General features: G+C 62.5%; 18 protein-coding genes and 1 tRNA gene. 7 read left to right on the forward strand and 12 right to left on the reverse strand.

Going from position 1 to position 19,614, the window contains the following annotated elements; translation table 11 throughout:
- Positions 1–54 precede the first annotated feature (54 nt).
- Entirely contained in the window at positions 55–444 is a 390-nt protein-coding gene (locus tag ACIPZ5_RS06865; RefSeq protein WP_400807460.1) for a YybH family protein, read from the reverse strand.
- Positions 445–776: 332 nt separating this feature from the next.
- Here ACIPZ5_RS06865 and ycaC point away from each other — a divergent pair, with 332 nt between their 5' ends.
- The 7 genes from ycaC to ACIPZ5_RS06900 all read left to right on the forward strand — a co-directional run bounded on the left by ycaC (position 777) and on the right by ACIPZ5_RS06900 (position 8,295).
- Positions 777–1,397 (forward strand): isochorismate family cysteine hydrolase YcaC, encoded by a 621-nt coding sequence (ycaC, locus tag ACIPZ5_RS06870; protein WP_343595705.1) that lies wholly within the window; start codon positions 777–779, stop codon positions 1,395–1,397.
- 94 nt (positions 1,398–1,491) lie between these two features.
- Complete coding sequence (gene ppk2, locus ACIPZ5_RS06875; protein ID WP_261942647.1) at positions 1,492–2,310, forward strand: polyphosphate kinase 2; 819 nt, start codon at positions 1,492–1,494, stop codon at positions 2,308–2,310.
- A 35-nt stretch (positions 2,311–2,345) separates the two neighbouring features.
- A complete protein-coding gene (locus tag ACIPZ5_RS06880) occupies positions 2,346–3,578 on the forward strand; it encodes a monovalent cation:proton antiporter-2 (CPA2) family protein (protein WP_261942648.1) in 1,233 nt (410 codons plus the stop codon).
- 3 nt (positions 3,579–3,581) lie between these two features.
- Positions 3,582–4,679 carry an AI-2E family transporter gene (locus tag ACIPZ5_RS06885; RefSeq protein WP_400807463.1) on the forward strand — a complete coding sequence of 366 codons (1,098 nt, stop codon included), beginning with the start codon at positions 3,582–3,584 and terminating at the stop codon, positions 4,677–4,679.
- 13 nt (positions 4,680–4,692) lie between these two features.
- The gene (locus tag ACIPZ5_RS06890; protein WP_400807465.1) at positions 4,693–6,207 is read left to right on the forward strand and encodes an efflux transporter outer membrane subunit; all 1,515 of its coding nucleotides are present in this window, start codon (positions 4,693–4,695) and stop codon (positions 6,205–6,207) included.
- Entirely contained in the window at positions 6,204–7,295 is a 1,092-nt protein-coding gene (locus ACIPZ5_RS06895) for an HlyD family secretion protein (protein ID WP_261942651.1), read from the forward strand. The genes ACIPZ5_RS06890 and ACIPZ5_RS06895 overlap by 4 nt, the downstream gene beginning before the upstream one ends.
- Positions 7,285–8,295 (forward strand): DUF2955 domain-containing protein, encoded by a 1,011-nt coding sequence (locus ACIPZ5_RS06900; RefSeq protein WP_400807469.1) that lies wholly within the window; start codon positions 7,285–7,287, stop codon positions 8,293–8,295. The genes ACIPZ5_RS06895 and ACIPZ5_RS06900 overlap by 11 nt, the downstream gene beginning before the upstream one ends.
- Before the next feature lie 118 nt (positions 8,296–8,413).
- Here ACIPZ5_RS06900 and ACIPZ5_RS06905 read toward each other — a convergent pair whose 3' ends face one another.
- From ACIPZ5_RS06905 to ACIPZ5_RS06955, 11 genes are all read right to left on the reverse strand, one after another.
- Positions 8,414–10,135 carry a SulP family inorganic anion transporter gene (locus ACIPZ5_RS06905; protein ID WP_400807471.1) on the reverse strand — a complete coding sequence of 574 codons (1,722 nt, stop codon included), beginning with the start codon at positions 10,133–10,135 and terminating at the stop codon, positions 8,414–8,416.
- A gap of 226 nt (positions 10,136–10,361) precedes the next feature.
- Positions 10,362–11,462 (reverse strand): redox-regulated ATPase YchF, encoded by a 1,101-nt coding sequence (ychF, locus tag ACIPZ5_RS06910; protein ID WP_261942654.1) that lies wholly within the window; start codon positions 11,460–11,462, stop codon positions 10,362–10,364.
- 22 nt (positions 11,463–11,484) lie between these two features.
- A complete protein-coding gene (pth, locus tag ACIPZ5_RS06915) occupies positions 11,485–12,069 on the reverse strand; it encodes an aminoacyl-tRNA hydrolase (RefSeq protein ID WP_009686183.1) in 585 nt (194 codons plus the stop codon).
- 81 nt (positions 12,070–12,150) lie between these two features.
- Positions 12,151–12,744: a 50S ribosomal protein L25/general stress protein Ctc gene (locus ACIPZ5_RS06920; RefSeq protein ID WP_085673914.1), complete on the reverse strand. Its 594-nt coding sequence runs from the start codon at positions 12,742–12,744 to the stop codon at positions 12,151–12,153.
- Positions 12,745–12,864: 120 nt separating this feature from the next.
- Positions 12,865–13,806 (reverse strand): ribose-phosphate pyrophosphokinase, encoded by a 942-nt coding sequence (locus ACIPZ5_RS06925; RefSeq protein ID WP_003247410.1) that lies wholly within the window; start codon positions 13,804–13,806, stop codon positions 12,865–12,867.
- Between the two features lie 48 nt (positions 13,807–13,854).
- Positions 13,855–13,929 (reverse strand) — tRNA-Gln (locus ACIPZ5_RS06930).
- Between the two features lie 20 nt (positions 13,930–13,949).
- Positions 13,950–14,810 carry a 4-(cytidine 5'-diphospho)-2-C-methyl-D-erythritol kinase gene (ispE, locus tag ACIPZ5_RS06935; protein WP_343595687.1) on the reverse strand — a complete coding sequence of 287 codons (861 nt, stop codon included), beginning with the start codon at positions 14,808–14,810 and terminating at the stop codon, positions 13,950–13,952.
- Between the two features lie 4 nt (positions 14,811–14,814).
- The gene (lolB, locus tag ACIPZ5_RS06940; RefSeq protein ID WP_261942657.1) at positions 14,815–15,432 is read right to left on the reverse strand and encodes a lipoprotein insertase outer membrane protein LolB; all 618 of its coding nucleotides are present in this window, start codon (positions 15,430–15,432) and stop codon (positions 14,815–14,817) included.
- Between the two features lie 4 nt (positions 15,433–15,436).
- Positions 15,437–17,149 carry a tetratricopeptide repeat protein gene (locus tag ACIPZ5_RS06945; RefSeq protein WP_261942658.1) on the reverse strand — a complete coding sequence of 571 codons (1,713 nt, stop codon included), beginning with the start codon at positions 17,147–17,149 and terminating at the stop codon, positions 15,437–15,439.
- A gap of 612 nt (positions 17,150–17,761) precedes the next feature.
- Positions 17,762–18,739 carry a hypothetical protein gene (locus ACIPZ5_RS06950; RefSeq protein WP_343595684.1) on the reverse strand — a complete coding sequence of 326 codons (978 nt, stop codon included), beginning with the start codon at positions 18,737–18,739 and terminating at the stop codon, positions 17,762–17,764.
- A 10-nt stretch (positions 18,740–18,749) separates the two neighbouring features.
- Entirely contained in the window at positions 18,750–19,238 is a 489-nt protein-coding gene (locus ACIPZ5_RS06955; RefSeq protein WP_261942660.1) for a type VI secretion system tube protein Hcp, read from the reverse strand.
- Positions 19,239–19,614: the final 376 nt, after the last annotated feature.

A 19,614-nucleotide genomic window follows, 5' to 3' on the forward strand; every position in this document is an offset into this window, starting at 1 on the left:
TGCGGGCCCTCTTGTGGGTGCGATGGCAGTGCGGCAAAGCCGCGGAAATTCGGATCAGGCTGCAGTGACGACCGACAGGTGCTCGTGGCACGCCAGCCATTGCTCGCCTTGGCGGCGGAAGACGATGGTCTCGCGCTCGGCCAGCTGGTGTTCTTCACCGGCCACGCGGATGTGCGTGGCCACGTCATGCATGAAGATCGCCACGTCGCCCTGCAGGCTCACCTGCACGTTGCTCGATTCACAGCCGAGCACGGCAAAACCCTCGGCCTGCCATTGGGCCCAGAGGTCTTCATAGGCACGGCGCGACAGCAGCGGTTGCGGCAAGGTGTGGAAGAGGAAGGTGGCGTCTTCGCTGAAGCAGGCGAAGTAACGGGCGGTGTCGTTGCTGGCAAAGGCTTTGATGAGGTCGGCGGCGGCCTGCCGTACCTGGAGGGTCTGGTCCACGGGAGTGGCCTCACGGTTATTGTGATTGTGGTGAGCGATTCTGGTGGGGGCGGACAGGGGAAAAAATCGCTGGCGGGAAATAATTACTTCAGAAATCTGTGAAGTGAATCGCCTGGCACAAGGCCGGCATCCACGGCCTGAAAGGTTCGGCAGGTTGCAACCAACGTAGGCGCGGATTCATCCGCGATGCGCCCGCGCGGGCGGCGTTCGATTTCACAGCAGCAAGTGGCGTGCGAACCGAGGCCGGCGCAGGCAACCGACTGACGGTCCCCTGGCCCCCCCATCCTTGCCTACGCTGAAGCTCCCAACCTTTCGTTGCATGGAGTTCAGTCATGGCCTTCCAATACAAGCGTCTGGACAAGAACAATGCCGCTGTCCTGCTGGTCGACCACCAGACCGGCCTGCTTTCACTGGTCCGCGATATCGACCCCGACCGCTTCAAGAACAACGTGCTGGCCCTTTCTGACCTGGCCAAGTACTTCAAGCTGCCGACCATCCTCACCACCAGCTTCGAAACCGGCCCCAACGGCCCACTGGTCCCCGAACTCAAGGAGCAGTTCCCCGACGCCCCCTATATCGCCCGCCCCGGCAACATCAACGCCTGGGACAACGAAGACTTCGTCAAGGCAGTGAAAGCCACCGGCAAGAAACAGCTGCTGATAGCCGGGGTGGTCACCGAGGTCTGCGTGGCCTTCCCGGCATTGTCGGCGCTGGAGGAAGGGTTCGAGGTGTTCGTGGTCACCGATGCCTCAGGCACCTTCAACGAACTGACCCGTGATTCGGCCTGGCGGCGCATGGAGGCGGCCGGTGCCCAGCTGATGACCTGGTTCGGCGTGGCCTGTGAGCTGCACCGTGACTGGCGCAACGATATCGAAGGCCTGGGCACGCTGTTCTCCAACCACATTCCGGACTACCGCAACCTGATGACCAGCTACAACAAGCTGGCGAATTAAGGGCGTCAGGGCGCGGCAACTTGCCTGACAAGCGAAACGGCAAATCGCCATGGATCGACCATACTGACTCTTCATTCGCCCTCAGGAGAGTGCCATGGCCAAGCCGTCCAGGAAAAAAGACCCGAAAGATCAATCGGAAAAGCTGGGCGGCAAGGCCTATGAACAGGCGCTCAAGAAGCTGCACGTTGAACTCGTGAAGCTGCAGGAGTGGGTCGTGGCCAAGGGCCTGAAGGTCTGCATCGTGTTCGAGGGCCGCGATGGTGCTGGCAAGGGTGGCACCATCAAGGCCATCACCGAGCGGGTCAGCCCCCGGGTGTTCCGTGTGGTGGCACTGCCGGCACCGACCGAGCGGGAAAAGACCCAGATGTATGTGCAACGCTACCTGCGCCATCTGCCTGCCGCGGGTGAGGTGGTGATCTTCGACCGCAGCTGGTACAACCGCGCCGGTGTCGAGCGGGTGATGGGGTTCTGCAGTGAAGAGCAAAGCGCCAAGTTCCTCAGCGTGGTACCGCTGTTCGAGAAGATGATGGTCGAGTCGGGGATCATCCTCATCAAGTACTGGCTCGAAGTCAGCGCCGAGGAGCAGACCCGGCGCCTGCAGGACCGCATCAACGACGGGCGCAAGCTGTGGAAGCTGTCGCCCATGGACCTCAAGTCCTACACCCGCTGGGACGACTACACCCGCGCCCGTGACGACATGTTCGCCGCCTCGGATTCGTCCTGGGCGCCCTGGTTCATGGCGCATTCCGACGACAAGCGCCGTGCCCGGCTGAATATCGTCAGCCACATGCTGTCGCGCATCCCGTACAAGGACATCACCCGCGACGCGGTGGTGAAGCTGCCCAAGCGCGGCAAGATCGGCAAATACAAGGCCGTGCCTTATCCGTTCAAAGTGGTCGAAGAACGTTTCTGACCCCTCCCGGCTGTGCCTAGCAAGGGTGCGAACTTATGCCTCATGACGGCAGCCTGCTGCAGGCGACGGTAGTGTTCCTGCTGGCCGTGGTGCTTCTGGTGCCATTGGCGCAACGTTTGAAAATGGGTGCGGTGCCCGGTTATCTGCTGGCCGGGATCCTGATCGGGCCCTCGGTGCTGGGCCTGCTGGGTAACCCCGACAACGTCGCCCGCCTGTCGGAGATGGGCGTGGTCATGTTGCTGTTCGTGATTGGCCTGGAGCTGTCGCCGCGGCGGCTGTGGACCATGCGCAGGGCGTTGTTCGGCGTGGGCTCGCTGCAGGTGGGGCTGACGGCGGTGGTGCTGGGCCTGCTGGCCTGCTTCCTGTTTGATCAATCGAAAGCGGCGGCCATCGTGCTCGGCCTGGGGCTGGCGCTGTCATCGACGGCCTTTGGCCTGCAGGTGCTGGCCGAGCGCAAGGACCTGGGCAAGCCGCACGGTCGCCTGGCCGTCGCCATCCTGCTGTTCCAGGACATTGCCGCCATTCCACTGATTGCCGTGGTGCCGTTGCTCGGTGGTGATGTGAGCACCGCCGACGAAGGCAGCTGGCCGCTGCTGGCCGTGGCAGCGGGTATTGGTGTGCTGATTGTGTTTGGCCGCTACCTGTTGACCCCGGTATTCAAATGGACGGTCGGTTCGGGCTTGCCCGAACTGTCCACCGCTACCGCCTTGCTGGTGGTGCTGGGCACCGCCTGGTTGATGGAGCACGTGGGCGTATCCATGGCCCTGGGGGCTTTCCTGGCCGGTGTGATCATGGCCGAGTCGCCCTTCCGGCATGAACTGGAAACCCAGATCGAACCGCTCAAGGGCCTGTTGCTCGGGCTGTTCTTCGTCGGGGTCGGCATGAGCGCCGACTTGCAACTGCTGTTCGGCATGCCCTTGATCGTGCTGGGGCTGACGTTGCTGCTGGTGGTGATCAAGCTGCCGCTCCTGTTGGCGCTGGGGCGCACGGTGGGCGGCCTCAATCGTGCCCAGGCACTGTGCCTGGCGGTGGTGCTGGCGTCCGGTGGCGAGTTCGCCTTCGTGGTATTCAACCTGGCGCTGGATCACCAGGTACTGACCCAGCAGGTGCACGACCTGCTGGTGCTTGCCATCACCCTGTCGATGGCGGTGGTGCCATTGGTGATGATGGCGCTGGCGCGGCAACTGAGAGAAGACGACAGCCCGCAACCGACAGCGGAAGCAGGCTCTGATTCGCGCCGTGATGGCGCGCCTGACGTTCGGAGGTGAAGCATGCAGCCGAGTTTGAAGCTGGACAGCGCCGTGTCGCGGGGCTTGCTCGACGTGCTGATCAAGGCGGGGCTGGTGGCCGCCCTGGTGGTTTTCTCCTTCCAGGTATTCCAGCCGTTCCTGGAATTGATGCTGTGGTCGGTGATTCTCGCGGTGACGCTGTATCCGTTGTACTTGCGCATCAAGCGCGGCACCGGCATCAAGGATGGCTATGCGGCAACCTTGGTGGTGCTGTTGGTGCTGATCGTATTGCTGGTGCCGATCTACCTGGTGGTGATGTCCATCGGCGAGTCGGTGGACAGCATGGTGACATTGCTCAAGAGCGGCGCCTGGAGTGTGCCGGCACCGCCTGAATCGGTGGCGACCTGGCCGCTGATCGGGCCCAAGGTCCATGCGCTATGGCTGTCAGCCTCGGAAAACCTGGCGCATGTACTCAACCAGTGGATGCCGCAGCTGAAGGGGGCCGGGCGCACCGTGCTGGGTGCTGCGGCCAGTGCCGGTGGCGCCTTCCTGCTGTTCGTGGGGGCGATTATCGTCTCGGGCATCATCATGGCCTTTGGTGATCGTGGCGAGGTCGCCGCGCAGCGCATTGCCATGCGTGTCTCCGGCGAAGAGCGTGGCAAACCGCTTGCCAGGCTGTGCACCGCGACCATTCGCGCCGTTGCCCAGGGTGTTATCGGCATCGCCTTCATCCAGATGCTGCTGATCGGTGTCGGCTTCGTGATCAAGGGCGTGCCAGGCGCCGGCATGCTGGCCATCGTCATCCTCATGCTGGGGATTGCCCAGGCCCCGGCGACCCTGGTCACGGTGCCGGTGATCATCTACGTGTTCAATGCCGAGGGCTTCACCGTGGCGACCATCATCTTCGCCATGTACACCTTCGTCGCCGGGCTGGCCGACAACGTGCTCAAGCCACTGCTGCTGGGGCGCGGGGTGGATGTGCCGATGCCGGTGGTGCTGATAGGGGCGTTGGGTGGCATGGTGGTCAAGGGCATCATCGGGCTGTTCATCGGCCCGGTGATCCTCGGCGTGACCTACGTGTTGTTCTGGCAATGGGTCGCGTTGCAGGTGCCGGAGCAACCGGCGCCACCTGCAGCCTGAGCCAGGGCCTGCCATGGCCAATCGTTGCTATGGAATAGCAGTGCTGCTGGTCCTGGCCGGCTGTACCCAGGTCGGCCCGGATTTCGAGAAGCCCCAGGACCCATGGCTGGACAGCTGGAGTACGCCCCTGCTGGAGCAGGCCGGGCGTAGCGCCGCCACGCCAGACCTGCGGCAGTGGTGGGCAGTGTTCGCCGACCCGACGCTGGATGCGCTGATTGCCGAAGCCGACGCCAATAACAGCAACCTGCGCGTGGCGGGCCTGCGCATCGCCGAGGCCAGGGCACAGCTGGCCATCGTGCAGACCGGGCGTTATCCACAGCTGCAGCAGCTGCGTGCGCAGAGCCTGTACCTGAAGCAGGACCAGTCTGGCACTTCCACTGCCCGTGACTCGGTGTTCTGGCAGTCCAGCGCAGGCTTCGACATCGGCTGGGAAATCGACTTCTGGGGCCGTTTCAGCCGCGCCATCGAGAGCGCCGATGCGGTCTACTTCGCCTCCCAGGCCAACTACGCCGATGCCATGTTGCTGATGCGTGCGCAGGTGGCCGATACCTACTTCGCCCTGCGCACCGCCGAGGCACGGCTGGATATCGCACAGGACAACGCCAAGCGCCAGGCGCGCAGCCTGCAGATCACCGAGCGGCTGTTCCGGCATGGTGAGAACGACGAACTTGACTGGCAGCAGGCGCGTACCCAGTACCTGGCGACCCTGGCCACCATCCCCGAGTTCGAAAACCAGCTCAATGCCTTGCGCAACGTGCTCTGCGCGCTGCTGGGCAGGCCACCGGGGCCGCTGCCCGAGCTGGACGCGCGCCATGGGCAGTTGCCATTGCCGGACCGTGCGGTGTTGCAGGACGTGCCTGCCAGCCTGCTGCAACGGCGCCCGGACATCCGCGCCGCCGAACAGGCGGTGGCGGCGCAATCGGCGCTGGTGGGCGTGGCCGAGGCAGACCTTTATCCACAGCTGAGCCTGCTGGGCAGCATTGGCTGGACCTTCCTGTCGGCCAACCACCTGCCCAACACCTTCGACCTGGCGGCGGGGCCGAGCCTGATCTGGAACCCGTTCGACTACGGCCGGCGCAAGAACGCCGTGCGGGTCGAGGACGCCCGCCTGCAGCAACTGATCGAGCTGTATCACCAGAGCGTGCGCGAAGCTGCACGTGAGGCCGACGACGCTGCCAGCGGCCTGGTGCGCTCGCTGCAAAGCGCCCACATTCGCCAGGATGCCTCGCAGGCCGCCCAGCGTTCGCTGACCCTGGCCAGTTCGCAGTACCAGGAAGGCTTTGCCGACTTCCAGCGCGTGCTCGATGCCCAGCAGCTGCTGTTGCAGCAGCAGGATGGCTATCTGGTCAGCCGTGGCAATGCGGTGAGCAGCCTGGTGAGCTTGTACAAGGCGCTGGGCGGCGGCTGGGACAACCGCCGCAAGCCGATCGACCCTGTCACCCGCCAGACCATGCAAAACCGTACCGATTGGGGCGACCTGCTTGACGAGCCGGCCCCTACCGCCCCCCAACAAGGTGAGCCGAAATGAGTGACGCCGCGGACACACCGCCAGCCCCTGATCGTGGCATGCGCTGGGTGCTGATACTGATCGTCGTCAGCCTGGTCTGGTACCTGCTGGCCGACCGTTTCACCCCCTATACCCAACAAGCCCGGCTGCAGGCCTACGTGGTACCGGTGGCCGCCGAAGTGGCCGGGCAGATCAAGCGTGTGGCGGTGGGCAACAACCAGGAAGTGCGCCAGGGCGATGTGCTGTTCGAACTCGATCAGGAGCAGTACCGCATCGCCCTGGCCCGCGCCGAAGCCGACCTGGACACCGTGCGCCGGCAGATCGGCGCCAGTACCGCCGGCATCGACTCGGCCCAGGCCGCGTTGGTGGCGGCCCAGGCCAACGAACGCAAGGCGCGCCAGGATGCCGAACGGCTCAAGCGGCTGATTGACGAAGACCCGGGCACGGTGTCGGTCCGCCGCCTGGAAGGCGCGCAGGCTACCCGTGATCAGGCCATCAGCCAGGTGGCAGCCGCCCGCGCTGAAGTGCAGCGGGCCCGTGAGCAGCAGGGCGGCGCCGACACCGACAACGCGCAACTGCGCAGCGCCGCAGCCAATGTGGAAAAGGCCCGCCTGGACCTGGCCCGCACGGTGGTGCGGGCCGATGCCAACGGCTTGATTACCGACTTGCGCACCGACGTGGGCCACTATGTCGGTGCCGGCAGCCCGATGATGACCCTGATCACCATCCACGACGTGTGGATAAGTGCCGACATGACCGAGAACAACCTCGGCCGCCTGCGCCCCGGTGCGCCCGTGTTGGTGGTGCTCGACGCCCTGCCCGGTACGGTACTGAAAGGGCAGGTTCGCAGTATCGGCTATGGCGTGAGCGTCGGCCAGCCGGCGCCGCCAGGCAGCTTGCCGACCGTGCAGAACAGCCGCGACTGGCTGCGCTCGGCGCAGCGCTTCCCGGTGATCGTCGAGCTCGACCGCGATCAGCTGGCCGACAAGTCTGGCTTGCGTGTGGGCGGGCAGGCCGAAGTCATGGCCTTGCCCAGCGAAGGTAACCCGCTGAACCTGCTAGGCCGTGTGTTCATGTGGCTGATGAGCTGGCTGTCCTATGCCTATTGAGCTGCGTCGCCTGCGCGCGCTGCGCCTAGCCTGGGGCGTGGCGCTGTGCCTGGCGAGCAGTTTCGGCCTGGGCCTGCCGGTGCCGATCCTGGCACCGGTGTTCGCGGTGCTGCTGCTGGCCATGCGCAGCGAGCCACTGCCGGTCAAGGCGGCGCCGGCGCTGGCGATTCTGGTTCTGCTCAGCTGCGGCAGCGGTTTGCTGCTGATTCCGCTGTTGCGCCATGCCCCGCTGAGCGGGGTGCTGCTGGTCGGCGTGGGGGTTTTCCTGGTCTTGCGCTACGCGCTAAAGGGCGGCAACGGCCTGCTGGCCAACCTGCTGGTGATCGGCCTGACCATGATCGCGGCGGCCGGTACCAGCGATTTCACCCTGGCGCTGTCGGTGGTCGAGGCCCTGGCCAAGGGCATGCTGCTGGCGGTGTTGGGCACGGCGTTGGCCCATGTGCTGTTTCCCGAACCTGCTGGCGCGCCGGTGCAGCCCTCGCCACCGTTGCTCGACAGCGCCGATGTCAGTTGGGTGGCCTTGCGTGCCACGCTTATCGTCATGCCGGCGTTCCTGCTGGCGTTGATTGCCCCGGACCAGTTCATGCCACTGATCATGAAGGCGGTGAGCCTGGGCCAGCAGGCAGGGGAGACGCGGGCGCGGCATGCCAGCCGCGAGCTGATTGGTTCGACCTTGCTCGCGGGTGTGCTGGCGATGCTGGTGTGGGGGGCGTTGAGCCTGTTCGTGCACCTATGGATGTTCTTCCTGTGGGTACTGCTGTTTGTGCTCTGGCAGGCGCGCAGGCTCTACCGCGCGGTGGATACGAAGCAGAGCCCGGCGTACTGGGTGAGTTGCCTGACCACTATGCTGATCCTGCTTGGGCAGTCGGTGCAGGACAGTGCCGGCGGGCAGGATGTGTACAAGGCCTTTGCCGTGCGCATGGCGCTGTTCGTGGCGGTGTCGTTGTATGCCAGCGCCATGTTGATCTGGATCGACCGGCGCCGGGTTCGGGCGGCCTAGCAATCCTGCACTGGCCTCTTCGCGGGCAAGCCCGCTCCCACAGGGCCTGTGCAGCTTTCAAGTCGTGTGCAAATCCTGTGGGAGCGGGTTTACCCGCGAAGAGGCCAGCACAGGCAACTCAAGGCTTCCAGTCAATCCCGGTATCGGCCAGATAGGCATCCACCGCCGCCCCGACGGTAGGGTGAAACGCCCGTTCGCCCATATGCTCGAACAACTCGAAGCGCTTCATCTTGTCCTTCACCGGGTCCTTCATCTCGGCAAACTGCAGCTCCACGCCTCGAGCCTCCAGCGCCCGATCCAGCTCGGCGAGCATGTCTGCCGAAGTGATATCGATGCTGGTCACCGGTTCTGCTGCAATCACCAGCCGCTGCACCGGGGTCGGTGATTCATCCACCGCCGTGAGCACTGTGCTCTGGAACTGCTCGGCGTTGGCGAAGAACAGCGGTGCATCCCAGCGCAGCAGCACCAGCCCGGGAATCCGCCGTGCCTGTGGATAACGCGACACGTCATGATAGCCACGGGTGCCATCGACCCGCCCGAGTACCGCGTAATGCGGCCGCCAGCCGTCCCACAGGAATTCGATCACCGATATCGCCACGGCAATGCAGATGCCCGGGATGGCGCCGAATACGGCGACGCCGACGAAGCAGGTGATCGACAGCCAGAACTCCCATTGCTGCATGTGGAAGATGCGCTTGAGGTCGGCGAACTCGAACAGCCCCAGGGCCGCAGCGATCACCACGGCCGCCAATGCGCTGTTGGGCAGGTGCTGCATCAGGTTGGGCGCGACCAGCAGCAACAGGGTCACCGCCAGCGCACCGATGATGCCGGTCAATTGGGTTTTCGAGCCGGCCGCCTCGGCCACCGGGGTGCGCGACGAGCTGCTGCTGATCGGGATGCCCTGGAACAGGCCAGAGGCCAGGTTGGCAACGCCGAGGCCGAACATTTCCTGGTTCGGGTTGACCGGGGTCTTCAGCCGCGCGGCATAAGAGCGCGACAGCACGCTGGTGTCGGCGAACGACACCAGCGCCACGGCAATACCACCCAACACCACTTCGACCAGGTCGATGTCGCTGGCCCACGGCAAGACGAAGCTGGGCAGGCCCTGGGGCAACTGGCCTAGCACCTTCACGCCCAGCTGGTCGAGGTTGAACAGGCTCACGGCCAGGGTTGCCAGGACCACGGCGATCAGGATGCCCGGGATGCGCTTGAAGGGTTTGAGCAGCAGGATCAGCACCAGGCTACCGGCACCGACGATGAAGCTTGGCCAGTGCCCGGCGCCTGCGAACAGTGCCTGGCCGAGGTGCCAGAGGTCGCGAAGTGGGCCTTGGCTGTCGACTTTGATGCCGAACAGCTTGGGTAGCTGGCTGATCAGCACGGTGAGCGCGATACCGTTCATGTAGCCATAGCGGATCGGCTTGGACAGCAGCTCGGTGATGAAGCCCAGGCGCAGCAGCCCGGCGATCACGCAAAAGGCTCCGGCCACCAGGGCCATCAGGCTGGCGATGGCGATGGCACGCTGCGGATCGCTGGCGGCGTATTGCACCACCACCGCCAGGATCGGCGCGGCCAGTGCCGAATCCGGGCCGAGCACCAGGATGCGGCTTGGGCCGAACAGGGCATAGGCCAGCAGCGGAATGATGGTGGCATAGAGGCCATAGATGCCCGGCACCCCGGACGCTTCGGCGTAGGCGATGCCGACCGGCACCAGCATGGTGGTAAGCACCAGGCCGGCCGCGATGTCCTTGGGCAGCCAGGCGGGCTGGTAGTGCAGCAGGGTGGCCAGGCCGGGGAGCCAGCGTTGCCAGTCGAAGCGGGCAGGGGGCGGCGTTTCATGCATTGAAGAGGCTCCTTGGAGGAGGGCGCATGAACCGCTTCGGTGCCCTTCTGAAACTCAGCTTAGATGCAGAAATCTGAGGCTGCTCCTGCAGCAATTCGAGTCACTTCTGCGGCCTTGTGTCGCGCAAGGTTGCCAAGCAGCCCCGACAATCGTGCTCGAGAGCCACAAAGACAAAACCCCTTGAGACCGCAGGCCTCAAGGGGTTTTCAGTACTGCAGACTACCGCTTAGACGTTGAAGCGGAAGTGCATCACGTCACCGTCCTTGACGATGTAGTCCTTGCCTTCCAGGCGCCATTTACCGGCTTCCTTGGCACCGCCTTCACCCTTGAACTGGATGAAGTCGTCATAGGCCACCACTTCGGCGCGGATGAAGCCTTTTTCGAAGTCGGTGTGGATCACGCCGGCCGCCTGCGGGGCGGTGGCGCCGACGCGAACGGTCCAGGCGCGGACTTCCTGCACGCCGGCAGTGAAGTAGGTCTGCAGGTTGAGCAGCTCGTAACCGGCGCGGATCACGCGGTTCAGGCCAGGCTCTTCCAGGCCCAGGGCCTCGAGGAACATGTCTTTTTCTTCGCCGTCTTCAAGCTCGGCGATTTCCGCTTCGATCTTGTTGCACACCGGTACCACGACCGCGCCTTCTTCCTCGGCGATGGCCTTGACCACGTCCAGGTGCGGGTTGCCTTCGAAGCCGTCTTCGGCGACGTTGGCGATGTACATCACCGGCTTGCTGGTCAGCAGGTGGAAGCCACGGATGACGGCCTTTTCGTCGTCAGCCATGTTCTTCATCAGGCTGCGTGCAGGCTTGCCTTCGGTGAAGTGCGGGATCAGTTTTTCCAGGATCGCCTTCTGCGCCAGGGCGTCCTTGTCGCCGCCCTTTGCGTTGCGGGCAACCTTCTGCAGTTGCTTCTCGCAGCTGTCGAGGTCGGCGAAGATCAGCTCGAGGTCGATGATCTCGATGTCGCGCTTGGGGTCGACGCTGTTGGAAACGTGGATCACGTTCTCGTCTTCGAAGCAGCGCACCACGTGGGCAATGGCGTCGGTCTCGCGGATGTTGGCGAGGAACTTGTTGCCCAGGCCTTCACCTTTCGACGCACCGGCTACCAGGCCGGCGATGTCGACGAACTCCATGGTGGTCGGCAGGATGCGGTTAGGCTTGACGATTTCCGCCAGCGCCGCCAGGCGCGCATCGGGCATCGGCACGATGCCGCTGTTCGGCTCGATGGTGCAGAAAGGGAAGTTCTCCGCCGCGATGCCAGACTTGGTCAGGGCGTTGAACAGGGTGGACTTGCCGACGTTGGGCAGGCCGACGATGCCGCAATTGAAACCCATGGGTATTCCCCTCTCTAGGAAATCAGGCCTTCTGGCTGTGCAGCTCGCGCATGGCCTTGGCGAAGTCGCCGGCCAGCACGTCCGGCAGCACGCCGAGGGCAAAATCGATGCTGGCGTCGAGCTTCTCCTGCTCGGCGCGCGGCGCGCGGCCCAGGACGAAGTTGGAGACCAGTTTGGCGTCACCCGGGTGGCCGATGCCAAGCCGCAGGCGGTGGAAGTCGTTCTGGTTGCCGAGCTGCGCGATGATGTCGCGCAGGCCGTTGTGCCCCCCATGGCCGCCGCCGCGCTTGAGCTTGGCAACGCCCGGAGGCAGGTCGAGTTCGTCGTGTGCCACCAGGATCGCTTCCGGCTTGATGCGGAAGAAATTGGCCAATGCCGCCACGGCCTGGCCGCTACGGTTCATGTAGGTGGTGGGGATCAACAAACGAACGTCGTTGCCCTGATGGCTGAACTTAGCCGTCAGGCCGAAATATTTTTTGTCAGCGGTCAGCGATACACGCTGGGCGCTGGCAATGCGTTCAACGAAAAGAGCCCCTGCGTTATGCCGGGTCTGTTCGTATTCGGGGCCGGGGTTACCCAGGCCAACGATCAACTGGATGGCGGTCACGTCAGGGGCTCTTCCTTGGAGTTGGTGGGTTACAGGGCGCGGGGCGCACTGTAACCCGATCAACACCGGCGCGCGAGTGGATTACTCGGCAGCGCCTTCTGCTTCTGGAGCAACGCGTGGAGCGTGAACGTTGGCAACAGCTTTGTCATCACCGTGGGCCAGAGCGACGAACTCTACGCCTTTCGGAGCTTTCAGGTCCGACAGGTGGATGATGGCGCCGATTTCGGCCTTGGACAGGTCGACTTCGATGAACTCAGGCAGGTCTTTGGCTTCGCAGGAAACTTCGATCTCGGAAACAACGTGCGAGATTTCGCCGCCTTTCTTGACCGGGGCTTCTTCGCCAACGAAGTGAACTGGAACCTTGGCGGTCAGCTTCTGGCCAGCAACGACGCGAACGAAGTCGGCGTGCATGATGAAGCCTTTGGCTGGGTGACGCTGCATGGCCTTGACCACGACGTTCTGCTTGGCGCCATCGACGTTCAGTTCGATAACGTGGCTGAAGGCAGCTTCGTTTTCGAACAGCTTGGCGATTTCCTTGGCCACGATGGTCAGGGATTGGGCTTCTTTATCGCCACCGTATACAACGGCAGGGATGCTGGCGGAGTGACGCAGGCGGCGGCTCGCACCTTTCCCCAGGTCAGTACGCGCTTGGGCGTTCAGGATGAAATCAGTCATTTTGTTTCTCCAAAATAGCCTCCCGTAAGGCGTTTGCGACCAGCGCCAGACGGGGATGGCAAAAAAGCCCCGCCCCAACAAGTGCTGGGGCGGGGCGCTTCACATCAACACGTGTTCCGCTTAGCGGAACATCGCGCTGATCGATTCTTCGTTGCTGATGCGGCGGACCGCTTCAGCGACAACCGGTGCGATATCCAGCTGGCGGATACGGTCACAGGCTTGAGCAGCGGCGGACAGCGGAACGGTATTGGTCACCACCAGCTCGTCCAGTACCGACTTCTCGATGTTCTCGATCGCGCGGCCCGACAGGACAGGGTGCGTGCAGTAGGCGTAAACCTTGGCAGCGCCGTGTTCTTTCAGGGCTTTGGCCGCGTGGCACAGGGTGCCGGCGGTGTCGACCATGTCGTCTACCAGGATGCAGGTGCGCCCTTCGACGTCGCCGATGATGTGCATAACCTCGGAGTGGTTAGCCTTTTCGCGGCGTTTGTCGATGATACCGAGGTCGACGCCCAGGGACTTGGCAACGGCGCGTGCGCGCACAACGCCACCGATGTCCGGGGAGACGATCATCAGGTTCTCGAAACGCTGGTCTTCGATGTCGTCGACCAGTACGGGCGAGCCGTAGATGTTGTCGACTGGAATATCGAAGAAGCCTTGGATCTGGTCAGCGTGCAGGTCGACGGTGAGAACACGGTCGATACCCACGACAGTGAGCATGTCAGCGACGACTTTGGCGCTGATGGCTACACGTGCCGAACGCGGACGGCGGTCCTGGCGGGCATATCCGAAGTAAGGAATCACGGCGGTGATTCGGGATGCTGAGGAGCGGCGGAAGGCGTCGGCCATCACTACCAGTTCCATCAGGTTATCGTTGGTCGGGGCACAGGTCGGCTGAATAATGAAAACGTCTTTACCGCGGACATTTTCATTGATCTCAGTGCTGATCTCACCGTCGGAGAATTTACCGACAGAGACGTCACCGAGAGGGATATGCAGCTGACGTACGACACGCCGAGCCAGATCGGGGTTAGCGTTCCCCGTAAAGACCATCATCTTGGACACGCGCAGTACCTGAAGGCTGAGGGTATACCTGGATGAGTATAAGGAAAATGGCAGGGGCGGCTGGATTCGAACCAACGCATGGCAGGATCAAAACCTGCTGCCTTACCGCTTGGCGACGCCCCTGTATCTGTTGCTGCGAACGCTTATGCGCTCGACTTCTTGACCAGACTTTGCAGCTTGCGATGCAACATCGAAACATTGCTTCCTTTCGCCACAAACCCTGTTTGGGTCACTGAAAGAAGGGCCAGAACTTTATCAGCTTCGGCTTTGCTTGGGAAGGCCCCAAACACGCAACTTCCAGTACCGGTTAGTCGAGCCTCAGTGAATTTCCCCAGTGAATTCAACGCATTGCGAACTTCTGGGTAACTCTGCTCTACCACCGGTTGGCAGTCATTTCGACTGTTTCCCTCGGGAACGGGGCGCATCTTAAGGGGGAGTGAATCACGTGTCAACTGCGGATGTGAAAAAATTTCTACTGTGCTGACAGACACTTGCGGCACCAGCACGACGTACCAAGGTTCCTCGGGGTCGACCGGGGTCAGTTGCTCGCCCACGCCTTGGGCAAATGCCGCGTGACCACGGACGAACACCGGTACGTCGGCGCCCAGGCTCAGGCCCAGCGTGGCCAGGCGGTCTTCGTCCCAGTCCAGTTGCCACAAGTGCGCCAGCGCCAGCAGGGTGGTCGCCGCATCGGAGCTGCCGCCGCCGATGCCACCGCCCATGGGCAGCACCTTGGTCAGCCAGATATCGGCGCCCAACCGGGTGCCGGACTGTTCCTGCAATTTACGTGCGGCGCGCACGATCAGGTTGCTGTCGTGGGGCACCGCTTCGATTTCGGTGTGCAGGCGGATCACGCCGTCCTCGCGCAGGGCGAAACTCAGTTCGTCGCCATGGTCGAGGAACTGGAACACGGTTTCCAGCTCGTGGTATCCGTCGGGGCGGCGACCGATGATGTGCAGCCACAGGTTGAGTTTGGCCGGGGCGGGCAGGGTTAGCGTACGCATGAAATTAGTGCCCCAGCTGGCGCGGCTGCCAGTCCTTGACCACCAGGGTCACGTCGAGGTCCTTGCCGTGCAGCTTCAGGCGCTCGGGTAGCCAGTAGCCGTTCTGCTCGGTGTAGCTCAGGTACTGCACCTGCCAGCCATCCTGCTCGAGGCTGGCCAGGCGGCTATCGCCGTCCAGGGTCAGCTTGCTCTTGCTGTCGGGCGCGGGCAGGCCGCGGACCCACCAGACCAGGTGCGAGACCGGCAGCTGCCAGCCGAGCTGTTCTTCCAGCAGGGCTTCGGGGCTGGCTGCTTCATAGCGGCCCTGGTTGGCCACTTCCAGCACCACGCCACCGGGGCGGCCGGTGAGGCGAGCGGCGCCGCGGCCGAGCGGGCCGGCCAGGCGGATGTCGTAATAATCCTGGCGTTGCAGCCAGAACAGCGTGCCGCTGCCGGAATCGCGCGGTGCGCGGATGCCGACCTTGCCGTTGATCTGCCAGCCGTCGAGGCTGCTCAACTGCTCTTTATGGGCGCGCCACTGCTGTGGGTCGCCGTGGCCCTGCAGGGCCTCGCGGCTCCCGAAGCCGGCGCAGCCGGTCAGCAGGGCGATCAGGGTGAAGGTGATGCAATGGCGCAGGAACATGGCGTTAAAGAGTCTCGGATCCGGTCAGGCGCAGGAGGGTCTTGCGCAGGATGGGGCTGTCGGCCTGGGCTTCAAAGCCCTTGGCCCAGACCTGGCGGGCTTCGCGGCGCTTGCCGTTGGCCCACAGCACTTCGCCCAGGTGGGCGGCCACTTCGTGGTCGGGGAAGCGGCTGAAGGCCTGGCGCAGGTAGTTTTCAGCCACGTCGAGGTTGCCCAGGCGGTAGTTGATCCAGCCCATGCTGTCGAGCACGGCCGGGTCGTCCGGGGTCAGCTGGTGGGCTTTGTCGATCAGATCCTTGGCTTCGGCGTAGCGGGTGGTGCGGTCGGCCAGGGTATAGCCGAGGGCGTTCAGGGCCATGGCGTTTTCCGGCTCGCGGGCGATGATGGCGCGCAGGTCCTTTTCCATCAACGGCAGGTCATTGCGCTTTTCGGCCAGCATGGCCCGGGTGTACAGCAGGTTGAGGTCGTCCGGGTAGTGCTTGAGGGCTTGCTGCAGCACCTGGTCGGCCTGGGCGTCCTTGTTGTTGTTGCTGTAGCTTTCCGATTCGATCAGGTACAGCTGCACGGCCATGTCCGGCTGCGCCTCGCGGGCTTCGGCGAGCTGGCGCGAAGCTTCGGTGCCGCGGCCGTTGGCAATGAGGATGTCAGCCTGGCGCAGTTGTGCCGGCAGGTAGTCCGGGCCGGTGCCGACCAAGGCGTATTCGCGCAGGGCACCCGCCGGGTCGTGGCGTTCTTCGGCGATGCGGCCCAGGTTGAGGTGGGCGGCGTCGACGTTGCTGTCGCGCTCGATCAGCTCGCGCAGGTAGACCTCGGCTTCGTCCCAGTCCTTCATCTCCAGGCACACCAGGGCCAGGGAGTAACGCGACTCGTCGTCGTCCGGGTATTGCTGGACCAGGCTGAGGAATTCGGCCTTGGCATCAGCCATGCGGTCCTGTTCGACCAGGGTGCGCGCGTAGGTCAGGCGCAGGCGCTTGTCGTCCGGGTTGTCACGGATCGCCCCGCGCAGCAGCGGCAGTGCTTCGGGGCCGCGGTCCAGGGCCTGGAGCAGGCGGGCGCGCAGCAGGATCGGGGCGATTTCGCCATTCTGCGCAGGGTGCGCTTCGAGCAGGTCGAGGGCTTCCTGGGACTTGCCGTCCTGGTTCAGCAGCAACGCCTTGCCAAATACCAACTGGCTGTTGTCCGGGTATTTGACCAGCAGGCGGTCGAAGCTCTGCATCAGGCCGTCGCGGGTGCTCTGATCGGTTTCGGCGGCCGACAGGGCGAGGAAGTCGAAGTGGGTATCCCCCTGGCCTTGCAGCACCTTCTCCATATAGGTCATGGAGTCGTCATAGCGGCCGGCACGGGCCAGCTGGATGGCGGCGGCGCGCTGGGCGTCGAGGTTCTGCGGGTCGTTCTTGGCCCAGATCAGTGCGCTATCGAGGGCCGGCTCGTCGGCGCCGAGGTACTCGGCAATCCGGTAGGCGCGCTCGGAAACGCCCGGGTCCTGGGTCTTCTCGGCCTGTTCGGCGTAGTTGGCCAGGGCGATGTCGAAGCGATTGCGCTGGCCGGCCAGTTCGGCCACCAGCAGGCTATAAAGGGTGTCTTGCGAGAACGACCCATACACCACGGGCTTCTTAGCCTCGGCCTCGGCGGCGGGAGGCTCGGCCTTTTGCGGGGCCAGGCTCTGGCAGCCCTGGAGCAGGGCGAAGGCAAGCAGCAATGCGTAGGGTCTGTTCATAGAGAGGCTTAAAAAGACTAACCGGCGGTCGGAGCATGATGACACAAGCGCGGGGGCAAACCCACCTGCGAAGGTCGTGGTTTACAGCCTGGGTGGTGCTAGGTCGGACAGCGGGGTAGGTAAGAGGTTCGGTGGTATAGATCGCCCCGCTGATTCGGTTGCTGAGGGCAATGCTCACCTCGTTGAGCATTACATATTAATGCTTGAATTTGTCACCGTCGGCGCGGCAGGGCGAGATTCAAATGAAATGTTGGCATGCGTGAAGCAGCAGTAATGCTAAAAATAGTGCAAGGTTGAAGATAACGAGTCTGCATAGTCGTTTTTTCATTCGGGAGGGTAGTCGATCAACTTCATCAAGGTTTATCAGGCCTCTGCGTGCATACGCGTCTGGGAAAACTAACATGAGAGATAGCGCTCCAAATCGAATGATTTTGCCTGTCAGGCCAAATTTAGAATATAGCTTTCTGTTGTCGCTGATGATTTTACAGTTTGGTAGCAGGGATTCAATATGATCGGTGTCGCGATGTGATAAATAGAAAGTTATAGGTAGTGAGGTGAAAATCGCAGTAAATAGGATGCCATAGGCCGCTCCCAAAGCAAGTTGAATCGTGGTCACTTTATCACTCGCTCATACAAAATTTCGCCCAGATATTCTCCTCCTTCACTTCCGAGCTCTCCGCCGACCATTCCTCCCAAGGCTCCGCCCCCTACTCCGCATGCAATCGCTCCAGGCCCGCCCGAAGCTATTCCCAAAACCACGCTGCAGGCTGCCATGCCAATCAAATTGCCACCGATTGCGCCAATTAGGCCTCCTCCCACGCTACCTGCAAGTGCACCACTCTCAATGATGGTAGCTCTTTTGCATTCTTCGTCTCTCCCTTCAGTGCATGCTTTTTTGATTGATAGGCTTGTGCCCGCGACCTCCAACGCAATGCCTATATAGGCGCCTTTCTTGATCAGGTTGGCGGCCTTGCCGACTCCTGCGACCTTGTCGGCATACCCTGCGATCTCACTAGCGTGCAAATAGCTTTTCGTGGAAATCCCAAGGATTCTTTTGATCGACCCCTTATTTCGCAAGCTGGCACCAAACGCTGCCATTTTGCCCAACTGCTCATCCAGCCTGGCGAACAGCGCTGCACGCTTGGCATAAAACTGATCGCGAGCCTTGAGCGTGCCTGAACTCATATGTTCCTGATACAGCTTTTCAATTTCCAGCAATGTGTCCTGAATAGCCTTCAGGTGCCTGCTCCAGCCATCGCTGACCACGCCTGCGCCTGTGGCAGCATGGGTAAGCAGACTTTTGAGTAGCTCGAAATTATCCAGGAAAAACTCATCAGCACCTTGCCCGCTGCGCATCAGCCCCATATGTGTCTGGGCAGCCTTCGCCATCAGATAAGCCTCCTGGCTGGTACACGAAGGCGTCGACCAGTCGCCGACAATAACCAATTCGCCGCTCCTGACCACATTGTTGTAGATGTGTGCATTCAGAACGTCGAACTTGCTGGCCGAATGCCCGCTAAGCGCAAGGCCTGCCTTGAGTGTGTGGTAGTTCTGCATTTTGGGGTTGATGAACGCGCGGGCTTCGGTCATGGCATCCTCCTTAGGCGTATTTCTTGTTGCCGATTCGGTCCCACCCGCCAGCGATGTTTCCGCCGCCAGAGCCGTCGATGCGTTTCTGCTGGGTATAGGTGGTCTTGATTCGGCCGTAATCGAGTTGCACTACCTCGATCGGCACGCCATCGGCAGCACTCTGTGTGTAGTCGGCAATGATCACTTCTTCGAGAATGACCTCGTAATACTTGAGCTTGTCGCCGCCTGCGCGACACAGTGCGAGTTTCACTTCTTTGAGGTGCAGGCCTGAACAACTGGCTTCCATCAACTTGCAGCTGGCACTGTCGAGAAGTTTGGTGAATCTGAAGTTGCTGACGGCGGTGCGGCCCGAGGTGGCACCGCCGGCGGAGCTTGCAGTGGCCGAGGTGCTTTGGCTGACGCCAAAGTCGTAGCCGGTAACTTCAATCCATTTGTTGTATTTTTCATCCAGGGCTTCACCTGGGATTTCGTCGATTTGTATATATGCGTCAAATGCCATGCTTACCTCTCCTTGGCAATCAATTCTGGGAATGAATGACTGGCGGGGAACTTGGCCCGGTCAGTGATTGGCAAGGCTAGGTAGCGATATTGGGGAACGCAATAGAGGGACATCTATTTGGGAAACGGACTACAAGATTGTGGATAACTTCGCTGTATATATGTCGAAAGATTTCATTGAAAAGTGTTTTTGTAGGAAATATTCCCCGCCAGCTGTGCAATGGCTCGTTGCGGGGAGCCTGGTGCGGGAGGGGGCTCAAAGGAAACTGGCTTGACCTGCAATGGCCTCTTCGCGGGGCAAGCCCGCTCCCACAGGTTTCTTGCGTGCCTCAGCCGTGCGCAGGGGGCTCCGCGGGGTCGGGTCGGCCCGGGCTATC

The sequence above is a fragment of the Pseudomonas sp. NPDC089428 genome (assembly GCF_044749325.1).
Classification (GTDB): domain Bacteria; phylum Pseudomonadota; class Gammaproteobacteria; order Pseudomonadales; family Pseudomonadaceae; genus Aquipseudomonas.

Coding starts and splice junctions, on each gene's coding strand:
- ppk2 (WP_261942647.1), top strand. CDS start 1,492: ATGGCCAAGCCGTCCAGGAAAAAAGACCCGAAAGATCAATCGGAAAAG.
- ACIPZ5_RS06895 (WP_261942651.1), top strand. CDS start 6,204: ATGAGTGACGCCGCGGACACACCGCCAGCCCCTGATCGTGGCATGCGC.
- ispE (WP_343595687.1), bottom strand. CDS start 14,810: ATGCGTACGCTAACCCTGCCCGCCCCGGCCAAACTCAACCTGTGGCTG.
- ycaC (WP_343595705.1), top strand. CDS start 777: ATGGCCTTCCAATACAAGCGTCTGGACAAGAACAATGCCGCTGTCCTG.
- ACIPZ5_RS06905 (WP_400807471.1), bottom strand. CDS start 10,135: ATGCATGAAACGCCGCCCCCTGCCCGCTTCGACTGGCAACGCTGGCTC.
- ACIPZ5_RS06945 (WP_261942658.1), bottom strand. CDS start 17,149: ATGAACAGACCCTACGCATTGCTGCTTGCCTTCGCCCTGCTCCAGGGC.
- ACIPZ5_RS06880 (WP_261942648.1), top strand. CDS start 2,346: ATGCCTCATGACGGCAGCCTGCTGCAGGCGACGGTAGTGTTCCTGCTG.
- lolB (WP_261942657.1), bottom strand. CDS start 15,432: ATGTTCCTGCGCCATTGCATCACCTTCACCCTGATCGCCCTGCTGACC.
- ACIPZ5_RS06900 (WP_400807469.1), top strand. CDS start 7,285: ATGCCTATTGAGCTGCGTCGCCTGCGCGCGCTGCGCCTAGCCTGGGGC.
- ACIPZ5_RS06955 (WP_261942660.1), bottom strand. CDS start 19,238: ATGGCATTTGACGCATATATACAAATCGACGAAATCCCAGGTGAAGCC.
- ACIPZ5_RS06950 (WP_343595684.1), bottom strand. CDS start 18,739: ATGACCGAAGCCCGCGCGTTCATCAACCCCAAAATGCAGAACTACCAC.
- ACIPZ5_RS06890 (WP_400807465.1), top strand. CDS start 4,693: ATGGCCAATCGTTGCTATGGAATAGCAGTGCTGCTGGTCCTGGCCGGC.
- ACIPZ5_RS06920 (WP_085673914.1), bottom strand. CDS start 12,744: ATGACTGATTTCATCCTGAACGCCCAAGCGCGTACTGACCTGGGGAAA.
- ychF (WP_261942654.1), bottom strand. CDS start 11,462: ATGGGTTTCAATTGCGGCATCGTCGGCCTGCCCAACGTCGGCAAGTCC.
- ACIPZ5_RS06885 (WP_400807463.1), top strand. CDS start 3,582: ATGCAGCCGAGTTTGAAGCTGGACAGCGCCGTGTCGCGGGGCTTGCTC.